General features: G+C 63.2%; 13 protein-coding genes. 5 read left to right on the forward strand and 8 right to left on the reverse strand.

What is annotated here, in order from left to right; translation table 11 throughout:
- Nucleotides 1-69 precede the first annotated feature (69 nt).
- From NKI95_RS01845 to NKI95_RS01855, 3 genes are all read right to left on the reverse strand, one after another.
- A complete protein-coding gene (locus NKI95_RS01845) occupies nucleotides 70-1,440 on the reverse strand; it encodes a glutamine synthetase family protein (RefSeq protein WP_352713609.1) in 1,371 nt (456 codons plus the stop codon).
- An 85-nt stretch (nucleotides 1,441-1,525) separates the two neighbouring features.
- Complete coding sequence (locus tag NKI95_RS01850) at nucleotides 1,526-3,088, reverse strand: amino acid permease (protein ID WP_352713612.1); 1,563 nt, start codon at nucleotides 3,086-3,088, stop codon at nucleotides 1,526-1,528.
- A gap of 22 nt (nucleotides 3,089-3,110) precedes the next feature.
- Nucleotides 3,111-3,935, reverse strand: coding sequence for an N-formylglutamate amidohydrolase (locus tag NKI95_RS01855; protein ID WP_352713615.1), 825 nt, complete (start codon nucleotides 3,933-3,935; stop codon nucleotides 3,111-3,113).
- A 145-nt stretch (nucleotides 3,936-4,080) separates the two neighbouring features.
- Here NKI95_RS01855 and NKI95_RS01860 point away from each other — a divergent pair, with 145 nt between their 5' ends.
- The 3 genes from NKI95_RS01860 to NKI95_RS01870 all read left to right on the forward strand — a co-directional run bounded on the left by NKI95_RS01860 (nucleotide 4,081) and on the right by NKI95_RS01870 (nucleotide 6,780).
- Complete coding sequence (locus NKI95_RS01860; RefSeq protein ID WP_352713618.1) at nucleotides 4,081-4,908, forward strand: MurR/RpiR family transcriptional regulator; 828 nt, start codon at nucleotides 4,081-4,083, stop codon at nucleotides 4,906-4,908.
- Nucleotides 4,909-5,430: 522 nt separating this feature from the next.
- Nucleotides 5,431-6,246 (forward strand): SDR family oxidoreductase, encoded by an 816-nt coding sequence (locus NKI95_RS01865; protein WP_352713620.1) that lies wholly within the window; start codon nucleotides 5,431-5,433, stop codon nucleotides 6,244-6,246.
- 39 nt (nucleotides 6,247-6,285) lie between these two features.
- Nucleotides 6,286-6,780: a MaoC family dehydratase gene (locus NKI95_RS01870; protein WP_352714571.1), complete on the forward strand. Its 495-nt coding sequence runs from the start codon at nucleotides 6,286-6,288 to the stop codon at nucleotides 6,778-6,780.
- Between the two features lie 129 nt (nucleotides 6,781-6,909).
- On the opposite strand, the gene NKI95_RS01875 is transcribed toward NKI95_RS01870, so the two are convergent.
- Complete coding sequence (locus NKI95_RS01875) at nucleotides 6,910-7,611, reverse strand: hypothetical protein (RefSeq protein ID WP_352713623.1); 702 nt, start codon at nucleotides 7,609-7,611, stop codon at nucleotides 6,910-6,912.
- Nucleotides 7,612-7,804: 193 nt separating this feature from the next.
- Between NKI95_RS01875 and NKI95_RS01880 the strand changes: the two genes are divergently transcribed.
- Together NKI95_RS01880 and NKI95_RS01885 are read left to right on the forward strand one after the other, a co-directional pair.
- Nucleotides 7,805-8,446, forward strand: a complete 642-nt coding sequence (locus tag NKI95_RS01880) for a TetR/AcrR family transcriptional regulator (RefSeq protein WP_352713625.1) — start codon at nucleotides 7,805-7,807, stop codon at nucleotides 8,444-8,446.
- A gap of 188 nt (nucleotides 8,447-8,634) precedes the next feature.
- The gene (locus NKI95_RS01885) at nucleotides 8,635-8,874 is read left to right on the forward strand and encodes a DUF680 domain-containing protein (protein ID WP_352713628.1); all 240 of its coding nucleotides are present in this window, start codon (nucleotides 8,635-8,637) and stop codon (nucleotides 8,872-8,874) included.
- A gap of 469 nt (nucleotides 8,875-9,343) precedes the next feature.
- Here NKI95_RS01885 and NKI95_RS01890 read toward each other — a convergent pair whose 3' ends face one another.
- From NKI95_RS01890 to NKI95_RS01905, 4 genes are read right to left on the reverse strand one after another with little or no spacing between them, the layout of a single operon-like run.
- Nucleotides 9,344-9,568, reverse strand: a complete 225-nt coding sequence (locus NKI95_RS01890; RefSeq protein WP_352713630.1) for a hypothetical protein — start codon at nucleotides 9,566-9,568, stop codon at nucleotides 9,344-9,346.
- Nucleotides 9,569-9,621: 53 nt separating this feature from the next.
- Nucleotides 9,622-10,200, reverse strand: coding sequence for a sarcosine oxidase subunit gamma (locus NKI95_RS01895; protein WP_352713633.1), 579 nt, complete (start codon nucleotides 10,198-10,200; stop codon nucleotides 9,622-9,624).
- Nucleotides 10,193-13,186, reverse strand: coding sequence for a sarcosine oxidase subunit alpha (locus NKI95_RS01900; protein ID WP_352713634.1), 2,994 nt, complete (start codon nucleotides 13,184-13,186; stop codon nucleotides 10,193-10,195). The genes NKI95_RS01895 and NKI95_RS01900 overlap by 8 nt, the downstream gene beginning before the upstream one ends.
- Nucleotides 13,183-13,479 (reverse strand): sarcosine oxidase subunit delta, encoded by a 297-nt coding sequence (locus NKI95_RS01905; RefSeq protein ID WP_352713637.1) that lies wholly within the window; start codon nucleotides 13,477-13,479, stop codon nucleotides 13,183-13,185. Before NKI95_RS01905 ends, NKI95_RS01900 begins: the two co-directional genes overlap by 4 nt.
- Nucleotides 13,480-13,486: the final 7 nt, after the last annotated feature.

A 13,486-nucleotide genomic window follows, 5' to 3' on the forward strand; every position in this document is an offset into this window, starting at 1 on the left:
CCCCCCTCTCCCCGTTCTTCACGAGAGGGTAGAGGTGAGGGGCGGGCGGTGCTGACATTGCCAGGTCATCTAATACCGCTCGAACCCTCTGTGCAGTTCCCAGTCCGTAATCCGGCGGTCGTACTCGAACTGTTCCCAGTGTGCCGTGTGGACGTAATGTTCCAGCACATCGTCGCCGAGCGCCTGCCTCAGCATCTTCGATTCCGCCAGCGTCGCCGTGGCATCGCGCAATGTCTTTGGAATTTCAGGCAGCTGCGAGGCCTGGTAGGCGTCACCGATGAAAGGCTTCTGCAGTTCAAGCTTTTCATCGATGCCGGCAAGCCCGGCCGCGATCAGAGCGGCGAAAGCCAGATAGGGGTTCAAATCGGCGCCGCCGATGCGGCATTCCATGCGAATGCCCTTGGTGCCCTCGCCGCAAAGACGGAAACCGGCGGTGCGGTTGTCCTCGCTCCACATGATCTTGGTCGGCGCAAAGGTGCCGGCCTGGAAGCGCTTGTAGGAGTTGATGTAGGGCGCCAGGAACCAGGTGAATTCCTTGGCATATTTGAGCTGGCCGGCCGCCCATTGCTGGCCGAGCGTAGACAGCGTCCACTCGGCATTTTTGTCGTAGAACAATGGCGTCTTGCCGTCGGCGCTCCACAGCGAATTATGGATGTGGCTGGAATTGCCGGCGAGCCCGTAATTGTACTTGGCCATGAACGAGATCGCCTTGCCTTCGGACTCGGCGATTTCCTTGGCGCCGTTCTTCAGGATGACGTGGCGGTCGGCCATGTCGAGCGCCTCGGCGTAGCGGACATTGATCTCTTCCTGGCCGGGACCCCACTCGCCCTTCGAATTCTCGATCGGGATGCCGGCCGCCTCCATCTCGTTGCGCAGCCGGCGCATGACGCCTTCTTCCTTGGTGGTGATGCCGATCTGGTAGTCGCCGATGTAGGGCGATGCCGTCTCGAGGCCCTGCCAGTGCTTCTTGCGGGCGGAATCGTAGGTTTCGCTGAACAGATAGAATTCGAGCTCGGAAGCGAAATAGCCGATATAGCCGCGTTCCTGCAGCCGCTTGACCTGCTTCTTCAGTATGGCGCGCGGCGAATGCGCCAGGTCGTCATGGGTATGGTGGTCGAGCACGTCGCAAATCACCAGCGCCGTCTTCTCCAGCCACGGAACGAGCCGCAGCGTCGCAAGGTCCGGCTTCATGACGAAATCGCCATAGCCCTTCGACCAGCTCGCCGCCTTGTAGCCGGGCACCGGTTCCATATCGATGTCGGCGGCCAGCAGGTAGTTGCAGCCATGCGTCTCGTCATGCGCGGAATCGACGAAGTACCGGGCCAGGAACCGCTTTCCCGCAAGCCGCCCCTGCATGTCGACGATGCAGGCCAGCACCGTGTCGACCTCGCCGCTGGAGACCGCTTGCTTCAACTGATCGAACGAGAAATTTCCGGCCATTCTTACGGCACTCCAGCGTTTGTCGTTTTGAAAAGGGAATGAAAACCATGGCCGGCGCGATGCCGGCCATGGTCACGAGAGAGCGTCAGGCGCCGGCTTCGCCGACGGCTATCTCGGCTGCCTTGATCGCCGCCTGGCGCTTTGCGATCTGGTCGCCGATGGGCGGACCCTGGAAGCGGCGGTTCTCGAAACCGAACCAAAGGACCGCGGTCAGTACAATGAAGCCCAGGGTGATATAGAGCACTTTGTCGTTCGGCGGCTGGATGGCGATGTAGAAGATGATCGCCATGCCGATGACCGACAGGACGCAAAACAGCTTGAACAGTCCTGCGCCGAGATTCCACGGGCCGGGATTCGGCCATTTCGCCGTTCCGAAAGCCATCATGCCGAGCGCGATCGGAATCGTGAAGGACAGGAACAGGAACACCAGCGTCGAATTGACGACGATGGTATAGATGTTGGTGCCGCCGATCGAAATGAACTGGGCAAGAAAGACATAGATGATCTCGAGGATCGCAGCGGTCCAGATGGCGTTGACCGGCGTGCGCCAGGTTGGGCTGACTTTGGCGAGCCCGGCCGAACCGACCGGCATGCCGCCGTCGCGAGAGAAGGCAAACAGCATGCGCGAGGCCGAGGTCACCGTGGCGAGGCCGCAGAGGAACTGCGAGATCAGGATGGCCAGATAGAGCAGTTCTTTCAGCCAGCCCGGTAGGATTGCATCCATTGTCGAGAAGAATACGCTCCAGCCCTGCTTGGCGCCGGCAGCCAGGTCCGGAATTGCCAGAACGATCGCGCAGACCATCGCCCAGCCGATCAGCGACGACCAGAGCACGGACGAAATGATCGCCCGCGGAACGGAATGCGCTGCCTTCAGCGTTTCTTCCGAAGTATGCGCCGACGCATCGTATCCGGTGATGGTGTAGACCGGCAGCAGCAGGCAGAGCAGGAACAGGTAGCTCATGGAATCCGACTGTGGGAAGACACCGCCCCCGGCATCACCTGAATAGTTGGTGAAGGTCCAAAGCCGCGTGATGTCGATCGCAGGCGCAAACACTAGGCAGGCAACGATCAGCACAGCTGTTGCGCCAAGGATCAGGAAGCCGGAAGCGTCAGTCAGCATGGCGGTCAGCTTGATGCCGAAGTGATTGCAGAGCGCCTGGATCACAGTGATGACGGCAACAAATCCGACAATTTCGCCCGGAGTACCAGTAATGCCGAACCAGCTCCCGAACGTTCCAACGAAGAAGAATGCGGTACCGATATTGATGGCGCCCAGAACGGTGATCAGGCCGAGCAGGTTGAGCCAGGCGGTCAGCCAGCCGGTGAAACGATTGCCGAGGATCGACGCCCAGTGATAGAGGCCGCCGGCGGTCGGAAATGCCGAGGCGATCTGGGCCATGGCGAGCGCGAAAAATCCCGAAACCATGCACCCGACGATCCAGCCGATACCGGCGCCGGCGCCACCGATGGACGACGTCGCCTGCGCGAAGGAATTGATGCCGCCTGAGAGGATGCAGATGATCGAGAACGAGATCGCGAAATTCGAGAAGCGGCTCATGCTTCGCGACAGTTCCTGAGCATAGCCCATTCCGTGGAGAACTTTCAGGTCCTCCTTCTTGTCACCTTCGCTGTAACCCGGTGCTACCATTTTGAAGTCCCCTTTTGGTTTCTTAGCTGGCCGATTGAACTGACTTTCCGACTGCGCTTGGTCTGGAGGCCTTGGCCGCTTCGGGCTCCAGATTGAGAAAAATACCCGTGAGCAGATCCGCCCATTTCCGTTGCCCGGCTGCGCCGGAAATCTCGTCGTTGCGGATTTCGATCATCGCGCAGGGCAGCCCGCGCGAGCGGGCATGACGTTCCAGCGTGAAATAGACGCGGTCGGCCGGCGAATAGGGTTCATTGACGCCGACGGTGACACCGGCAAGCTGCTGCAGCGCCGCGATCAGTGGCGCCGCCAGCCGGCGGTCCTCGTCATGGATGATGCCGATGTGCCAGGGCCGGCACTTGCCCTTGTACACCGGCGTGAAGGAATGGATGGACACCAGCCGCGTCTCCCGCCCGGCCGCCAGGCGCTCGTCGATGATCGTCGCGATCCGGTCGTGGAACGGCCGCCAAGCCAGCGCGATGCGCGCCTCCCGCTCGTCGGCGGAAAGCCCCTGGTTGGCCGGGACAACGGTTTTTTCGCTGGCGCTGATCGTCACTATCAGGTCCGGCGCGTCGAGCGGTCGGTTGCAGTCGATGACGAGCCGCGAAATGCAGGTCTCGACCAGCGTCGCATCGAGCACCTCGGCCATGCGGCGCGCCACCGGCAAGGCGCCGGGATCCCAGGCGATGTGGCGGGAAAGCTCCTCGGCGGCAAGGCCGAGCGTTCCGAATTCCGGCGGCAGGAAGTTGGAGGCGTGGTCGCAGGTCAGCACGAAAGGGCTTGATCCGTCGGGGTTCGTCACCCTTACGGTTTCAGGCGATGCAAGGCTGGCGGGCCGTGCTGTCTCCATTGTCTGCTGTCCCCGGGGAGCGCTGTACCGTATGTTACGTATTTTGCCTCATTGCGTCCCTGCGGATGATTTCATACAGTTTGGCCGGCTTTGTCAAACGCGATTTCGATAACGCGGTAACGGCCCGGCCAGGGTGGGGAAAAACATGGTTTCGAGCATTGCCGAACTGATCTCCGACCGCATCGGCACCATGCCGGCCGGCGAACGGCGCGCAGCGCAAACGCTGATCGCCAGCTATCCGCTGATCGGGCTGAAGACGGTCGCCGAATTCTCGACCACGGCCGGCGTATCGTCGCCGACGATCCTGCGTTTCGTCGCCCGGCTCGGCTTCCAGAACTACCCGGAATTCCAGTCGGCGCTGCAGGACGAGCTGGCGGCGCAATTGCAGTCGCCGGCCTCGCGCACGCTCAATCCCCCATCGCAGGGCAGCAGCGCCGTCTCGCCGATGCTGGAGGCGACGCTCGACAATATGCGCGAGACATTCCGGCATCTCTCGGACAAGCAGCTTGCCGACATCGTCGCCAAGCTTGCCGACCGGCGCGGCAAGACATTCCTGATCGGCGGCCGCTTCACCGACCCGCTGGCGCGCTACATGGCCGCCCACCTCGCTATCATCCAACCCAATGTCTTCCATCTCGCCGGCCAGGAAAGCGTCTGGCGCGACCGGCTGATCGACATGGGCAAGCGCGACGTGCTGGTGATCTTCGACATCAGGCGCTACCAGGACAGCCTGGTCCGTTTCGCCGAGACTGCCAACCAGCGCGGCGTGCAGATCGTGCTGTTCACCGACCAGTGGCTGTCGCCGATCGCCCGCTTCGCCCGCCACGTCATCGCCGGGCGCACCGCCGTGCCTTCGGCCTGGGACTCATCCGCCGCACTTTTCGTCGTTGCCGAAACGCTGATCGGCGCCGTCACAAGGCAGCTCGAGGCCGACGGCGCCAAACGCATCCGCGAACTGGAAAGCCTGCGGTAGCACAGGCTTTCGGAAAGGCACGCTTGCTGGCTGGGCTAGTCAACCAAAAGGCTGACCATCTGCAGAATCAGGATCAGCAAAAAAACGCCAAAGACAGACGCAAAGACCGCTGCCAGCAGGACGGTGCGTTGTTTCTTACCCATAGCTTTCGCCTTGAAAGCATAGTCCCCGTCCACGAATACGAACGTCAGTCTCGCCCCACTGCTCGGCCACCCTCCCGACTCCTCAAGACCCGCCTGCGGCTTGGGCGGAGGAGTAATGACGACTGGTTCACGCGCGAAATGAACAGCTTACCAAGGTGCTCGCTAACGGGGATGGCCGCATCATTCATCCGACCCATGTCACGGCCGAATGAACACCTTGCCGCTGGCGCCTAACCAATTCAGCCGCAAACCCTGCCATCGCCCCAGTCCGGGTACTTTAGCCGTGGCAAGGATGATCGTAGTTCGGCTAGCCTTGTCGACTTGAAGCCGCTTCCTTGAACCACCAGTCAAAGCGCGGTGAACTGCGCGGAGGAATTCGATGAGCTATCTGGACGAACTGTTTTCCGTCGCCGGCAAGACGGCGCTGGTCACCGGCGCCGCGACCGGCATCGGCCGCATGGCGGCGACCGCTCTGGTCAAGGCCGGCGCTTCGGTGATGATCGCCTCGCGCAAGGGCGAGGATTGCGTCAGGGTAGCCGGCGAGTTGAACGGCCTTGGCGCCTCCGGCCGGGCCGAGGGTTTCTCCGCCGACGTCTCCAGTGAGGCCGGCATTGCGGCGCTCGTAGCCGAGGTCAGGACACGGACCGAGCGGCTGCATATCCTGGTCAACAATGCCGGCATCTCCTGGGGCTCGCCGCTGGAAAGTTTTCCCTACCATGCCTGGGCCAAGGTGTTCGGCGTCAACGTTGCCGCGGTCTTCCACCTGACGCGCGAATTGCTGCCTCTGCTCGAAGCCGCCGCCAGCGATGCCGACCCGGCACGGGTGATCAATCTCGGATCGGTAATGGGCACGCAGCCTTTGGCCGAAGATGCCTACTCCTACTCTGCCTCGAAGGCTGCGGTTCACCACCTGACGCGCATCCTGGCGATCGAGCTCGCCGGCCGCCGCATCACCGTCAACGCCTTTGCGCCCGGCCCTTTCCAGAGCCGGATGACGGCCTTCGCCACCGGCACCGAGGACCAGGCAAGACATATCGGCAACCATGTACCGATCGGCCGCATCGGCGCGCCGGATGACATTGCCGGCGCAACGCTCTATTTGTGCAGCCGTGCCGGCAGCTATGTCACCGGCGCCATCCTGCCGATCGATGGCGGGCAGTCGGTGCAACACGGGCTGACATTGTTCAAGGAATGAGACGCACGCCATCCGGCGAGTGAAATGCCGGGGGTGAAGATGGAGGACATCAGCGTGAAACCGATCAGTCTCGATGTGCTTCTGGCCAATGTCGGCAAGGAAGTCGGCGTGTCGCCATGGCGGGTGGTCACCCAGCGCATGATCGACCAGTTCGCCGATGCCACCGACGACCATCAGTTCATCCATTGCGATCCGGAACGCGCCAGCCGCGAGACGCCGTTCGGCGGCACCATCGCGCATGGCTTCCTGTCGCTTTCGCTGTTGTCGGCGATGACCTTCGAAACCATGCCGCCGCTGGAAAACAGCAAGATGGGCGTCAATCACGGCTTCGATTCGCTGCGCTTCCTGGCGCCTGTGAAGACCGGCTCGCGCATCCGCACGCGCTTCGTGCTGGCCGACGTCAAGGTCAGGCCGTCGGGCTGGGTGCAGACGGCGCACGACGTGACGATCGAGATCGAGGGCTCGAAAAAACCGGCGCTGACTGCCCGCTGGCTGACCCTGACGCTGATCGAACGCCAGCCGGAAGCGGTTTGACTGGCATCCGAGCCTGGGGACCTAGAGCAATTCCAGGAAAAGTGTGAAGCGGTTTTCTGTCCGGAATTGCGCAAAAACAAAGAGATAGAGCGGTTCAGCGTTTCCGTGAAACGATGAACCGCTCTAAGTCTATTTGGCTTCGGCCGCGACGTACTTCATGTGGCGGCTGACCTGCAGCGCAATGTAGACGACCAGTGAACAACCGATTGGGAACACGATCTCGTTGAGGCCGGTTGCGATCGCCTGTGGCATTGCGAGAGCAGCGTCGTTCGCCGCGGCCGTCTCGATCGTCAGCACCGTGATGCCGCCGCCGAATACCGCACCTATCAGGGCGCCCGCCAGCGCGAAATGAAGCGGACGCGGTTCTTCCTTCGATGCCAGCGACGCCAGTATCCAGCCGAGCAGCCCGTATTCGATCGCACGCAGCACGCCCAGCGTGGTGAGCGACAGGATGGCCGGCTTCGCGGCCGCATCGAGCGCGCTGACCATCACCTTTTGCGTCCCTTTGGCGATGCCCATCGCCAGTGGCGCCGAAATCGCGCTGACTAAGCCGCCGAACGAGGCTCGCACCTTGGTGAGCGCCGTGCCGAGGCTGACGCCGGCGCAGACGAAGAACGACCAGGTCACGCCTTGCGCCAGTTCGATCAGAACCTGTGTCGTCGCCGGATAGGCACCTGCCGCAAATCTGACGGTCAGAATGAGAGCTTCCATGGCGAAGCCGAGCGCGATCGCCAGCCATGCAACCATGACGACGCGCCTGAGCGCCATCCTGGCGCGATGGGAAAGCGGGTCCACGTCCGGCACGCCGGACGAAAGCTCAGTCGGGGCCATGTTGGCCTCCCAGATCACAATTGTTGCAGAGCCGCGAATTAGTCTTTGTCTGTAACAGTCCGATGTTGCCGGCTTTATTGCCGGGTTACATCGTTTTGTGACAGTCAAGCTTCTGCTTCGTGCCACCTTGCCCGACGCCGTACAGCGTATATATGCTGCATCCAGCCATCATTCATTTAAGGCAGTCGAACAATTGCAGCTAAGCGTCCAGGAGCGCCGCGAAAAACAAAAGGCCGAACTGCGTTCCGAACTTGTCGACGCCGCGCACAAGCTTGTCCAGGAAGAAGGCTATGACGGCCTCACCATCCGCAAGCTCGCCAAGCGCGTCGGCTATGCGCCGATGTCGGTCTATTCCTATTTCGCCGACAAGCAGGATATCCTGTTCGCCTTGGCCGAGGACGCGTTCGAGACCTTGGCCAGGCGCATCGAACGTCACACGGCCGACGACCCGATCGAGGCGCTCAAGGCGGTGCTTGTCGAATACGCTGCCTTCGGGCTGGAAAATCCCAACGAATACCGCACCGTTTTCATGACCGAAAAAGTCAGGCCGCCAGCCGGAAAGACGTTCGCCGATATGGAGAGCGGCAACCCGGCGATGAAAGTGCTGATCGAGAGGGTCGAAGCCTGCGTTGCCGCCGGCAGACTCAAAGGCGATCCACGCGCCATCGCCACCATGTTGTGGGCAGTCGGCCACGGCGCCATCTCGCTGCTGATCACCTTCCCGTTCTACCCGCTCGGCGACCAAAAGACGTTCATCACACGGATCGGCGACATCATGCTCGAAGCCATCGCCGCGCACGAGATCGCGCCGCTCACGCCGCCGGTCAACTGCTGAAGAGCGGCGCTTCTCCCGATCTGTAGGATCTTCTCCGAACGATCCGCGCTCCGGCGCCGAGCGTTCGGCAATTCCTGCGCTCAACTTCTCCGTACATGTACGATTTTGCTTGAACTCCCTAAGTCCTGGGCGTATCTGTACGCAATGCCGTACATGTACGAATCCAATAACTGGACCGGAGACAGACCATGAAGAAGGCAATCCTCACGCTCGCCGCCCTGCTGGCGCTCTCTGGCGCCGCATTTGCCGGCGGCAGTCAGCCAGCCAAGCAGGAAGCGACCTGCATCGGCACCAAGACCGATGTGAAGCTCGATTGCGCGCCGACCGGATCGCTTGAGAAGGTGGATGCCGCGACCCACAAGGCCGACACCAAGGGCCCGAGGCTCGGCATCGGCATTGACCCGTGGATCGTGCCAAGCAGCTTCTGAGGACTTCGAGCGGCATGAAGATGAGGAGCGGCAGGATATCCTGATTGCCCGTCCTCGTGGCTGGTCGATGCCGGCACCGAAATGGGCGCCATCGGCGAAGCTGCCGATCTCCCCACTTGCAGGCTGGGCAATCGCATTTGGATTCTTGCGAAGATGGACCCCACCCTAACCCTCCCCACAAGGGGGAGGGAACGCTGCCGCGCGCCTTTCCTTCCGCTTTGGCGCCGAAAGGCAGGCCATTTGCCCGAGGTTAGCGCCAACGGAAGTCTCCCTCCCCCTTGTGGGGGAGGGGTTGGGGTGGGGGTACATCGTAGAGTGAAAGCCTCGGCTTTCCACCTGCGATAGGCCTGCCCTTGCGTGGGAGATCGCCCTCGTTCGGGCTTTCGCCAATCATCGACGCTGGAACGCATATCCACATGGAACAGCGCAAACCTGCTGGTCGAGGCCGGCTCCGCCGGGCCGATAGAAATTATCTCTTGCGCTTCTGTCCCGCCACGCTTTTGGGCTTGCCGGGTCTTGCGGGTGCGCCGGGAATGGCCGTTCCGGTGATCGACACCGGATCGCTGGCCGGGAATGTATCCTCGAGGCCTTCCTCGAGTTCCTCTTCAATATCCGTCCCAGTGCGCTGCTCGCCTTCGAAAGAGCGCACGGCCGGCGTCTTGGCCGGCGACTTCGGCGCGGAGTTCGACGGCATTTGCATTCTCCCTCGGCTCGCTGTCGCAGAACGGTCGGGCACGGCGAACATGCCTATGCTGCCGCGTCGCGCGCTGCCTCCGACAGAAAAGTAAAGACATAATCGGAGAACGAACGCCAGCATTCGACGCGGAACGCGTCGGCCGCGGTGCGCAACAGCACGATTTCGACCTTGCCGAGAATGGTACGCGACGCCGCCCCGACCGGAAAGGCGTCGAGCGACAAATCCTGCGGGCAGCCGGCATTGATCGTCGCCGCGGCAGCCGGACCGGTGACCGATACGGCGACGTTGCGGTGCGAGATGCCGACCGCCGAATGCAGCGCGGAAACCCTGGCGCAATCGGCGAGCGGGTCTTTGCCGCTCTCATCGATGACCAGCCACTCGTCCGGCCCGAGCCACAAGGCCGTGCGTCCGGCCTTTGCCGCCGAGGTTTTCGGTCTCTGCGGCAGGACGACGCCGAGCGCTTTCGAAAGTGCCGCGATCGAGGTGTCCGGCGCGCGCAGCGATATGCGCTCGGCCGGCGGCAGCACGGCAAGTGTGACGCCGGCGCCGGAAAGCGACTGGCCGGCGAGCGCCGGACGGCGTTCGACCGAGGGTCCGGCGGCGGCAGTTTTCAAAGCGGCCTTAGCCATTGAGGCGCTCTCCCTTCTCGTCGAAGAACACCATGCCGGTGACCTCCACCTCGACCACCCCGTCCGGCATCGGCACGTAGAGCGTCTCGCCCATGCGATCGCGGCCGCCGGCGACCAGCCCCAGCGCGATCGAGCGGCCGCAATTTTGCGACCAATAGCTCGAGGTGACATGGCCGATCATCTTCATCGGGATTGCCTGCTTCGGGTCCGCGACGACCTGCGCGCCCTCCTCCAGCACCACCTTGGGATCCCTGGTCTTCAGGCCGACAAGCTGCTTGCGGCCCTTGGCGACCAGGTCCGGCCGCGCCATGCCGCGAATGCCGACGAAGTCGGTCTTCTTCTTGCCGACCGCCCAGTCGAGCCCGGCGTCGTTCGGCGTCACCGTGCCGTCGGTATCCTGGCCGACGATGATGTAGCCCTTTTCGGCGCGCAGCACATGCATCGACTCGGTGCCGTAAGCACAGGCGCCATGCTTCTGGCTCTCGGCCCATAGCGCTTCCCAGACCGCCTCGCCGTAATCGGCCGGCACGTTGACCTCGAAGCCGCGCTCACCGCTGAACGACATGCGAAACAGCCTTGTCGGAACGCCGCAGATCCGGCCTTCGCGCACCGACATATGCGGCAGCGCTTCATCCGACATGTCGATGCCCTCGACCAGCGGCGCGATGATGTCGCGAGACTTCGGTCCCTGCACGGCGATCACCGCCCACTGCTCGGTGATCGAGGTCAGCCAGACGTTGAGATGCGGGAACTCGGTCTGGAGATAATCCTCCATATGGTTCATGACGCGCGGCGCGCCGCCGGTCGTCGTCGTCACGTGGAAACGGTCGGCAGCCAGTCTTCCCACCACGCCGTCGTCATAGATGAAACCGTCCTCGCGCAGCATGATGCCGTAGCGGCAGCGACCGGGCTCCAGTTTCTCCCATGGATTGGTGTAGAGCAGTTCCATGAATTTGGCCGCATCCGGCCCGACCACCTCGATCTTGCCCAGCGTCGAGGCGTCGAACAGGCCGGCCGTCTTGCGCACCGTGACGCATTCGCGGTCGACGGCCGCATGTATGTCCTCGCCCGGCTTCGGGAAGTACCAGGCGCGCTTCCACTGGCCGACATCCTCGAACATCGCGCCCTGGCGCTCTGCCCAGGGATGGATCGCCGTCTTGCGGGTCGGGTCGAACAGGGGACCGCGCGCGTGCCCGACGATCGAGCCGAATGTCACCGGCGTATAGGGCGCACGGAACGTCGTCAGCCCGACCTGCGGGATCGGCTTGCCCAACGTCTCGGCGGCAATCGCCAGGCCGTGCATGTTGGAGGTCTTGCCTTGGTCGGTCGCCATGCCGTTGGTGGTGAAGCGCTTGACGTGCTCGATCGAGCGCATGCCTTCATGCACCGCCTGGCGGATGTCCTTGGCGGTGACGTCGTTCTGGAAGTCGACGAACGCCTTTACCGTCGTATCCGCGCCGGCGCCGGGTGCCGCACCCAGCATGCCGCGTGACCAGCTCTCGCCGGCATCGACCTTCGGCTTCGTGCCCTTGGCTGGCTTGCTGCCGGCGTCCTTGGCCGCCTTGGCACCCGCTGCATAGGCCTCCTCGATCGTCGCCGACAGCCCGTCCGTACCGTTGCAGGCGCCGACGGAGACGCAGTCCTGCGCGTAGATGCCGGGCACGAAGCGCTTGGTCTCGTCATTGAAGGCGACCTTGCCGCGCGATTGCGAGAACAGATGCACCGATGGCGTCCAGCCGGCCGACATCAGAATCGCGTCAACCGGGATGGTGCGCTCGCCGCCGCCATTCTTCGGCTGCACGGTCATCGACGACACCCGCAGCTTGCCGCCGGCGCGGATCACGGCGCGGCCGAAATTGACCTCGATGCCGAGCGCCCTCGCCTCGTCGATCACCGGCCCGGTCGGGTTGTCGCGCAGGTCGACGATGGCCGCCACGTTGATGCCGGCCTTTTTCAGGTCGATCGCCGCCGCATAGGCGGAATCGTTCGCGGTGTAGACGCCGACATTCCTGCCGACGGCGACACCGTAATGGTTGAGATAGGTGCGCGCCGCCGATGCCAGTATGATGCCCGGCCGGTCGTTGTCGGCAAACACCATGTGGCGCTCGATGGCGCCGGTCGCCAGCACCACGCGTTTGGCGCGAACCTGCCACAGCCGCTCGCGGGGCAGGTCGCGGCCGGGGTTCTGCAGATGGTCGCTGACGCGCTCGACCAGCCCGACGAAATTCTGCGCGTAATAGCCGAAGGCGGTGGTGCGCGGCAGCACGCGGACATTGTCCATCGCCCTCAACTTGGCGACAGCGGATTGCGCCCAGGGAAAGCCGTCCTGGCCTTCAATCTTCGCGCCGCTCTCGAAGCGCAGGCTGCCACCGAATTCCGCCTGCTCGTCGGCAAGGATGACACGCGCGCCGGTCTCGGCCGCGGCCAATGCCGCGGCGATGCCCGCGGCACCGCCGCCAAGCACCAGCACCTCGCAATGGGCGAAGCGCGCCGAATAATGGTCGGGATCCGGCTGGTTGGGGGCGACGCCGAGACCGGCGGCGGCCCGGATCTTGGGCTCGTAGAGGTTTTTCCACGCAGCCTTCGGCCACATGAAGGTCTTGTAGTAGAAGCCGGCCGAAAGCATCGGCGAGGCGATGCTGCTGACTGCACCGATGTCGAAAGCGAGCGACGGCCAGCGGTTCTGCGACTGTGCGGTCAGCCCGTCATAGAGTTCCTGCACCGTGGCGCGGACGTTCGGTGTCTTGCGTGCCTGGTCGCGCTTGATCTCGACCAGCGCGTTCGGCTCTTCGGCGCCTGCCGACAGGAAGCCGCGCGGCCGGTGGTACTTGAACGAGCGGCCGACAAGGTGGACGCCATTGGCAAGCAGCGCCGAGGCCAGCGTGTCGCCCTCGATCCCGGTATAGGGGCGGCCGTCGAAGCTGAAGCCAGCTATCTTTGCCTGCTTGAGCCGCCCAGCGCCGGCAATGCGGAACGTGGCGCTCATTTGGCGGCTCCCGGCAGCTTCGTGGGCTTCGGCTCGCCGGCCTTGTAGGTCATCAGGAACCTGTCGCTGACGGTGTCGCGCACGGCGTTGAAGAACCGCGCGCAGCCATGCATGTGCCGCCAGCGCTCATAGATGATCCCCTTGGGATTGGAGCGGATGAAGAAGAACCTTTCGAAATCGTCGTCGCTCTCGCCGGCGATGTTTGGGGAACGCGCAATATGCGCCTCGCCGGCGTTGCGGAATTCGAGCTCCGGACGCTCTTCCTCGCAATAGGGGCAGCGGATGAGAAGCATGGTTGGT

The organism is Mesorhizobium sp. M0306 (assembly GCF_040321655.1).
Taxonomy (GTDB): Bacteria; Pseudomonadota; Alphaproteobacteria; order Rhizobiales; family Rhizobiaceae; genus Mesorhizobium.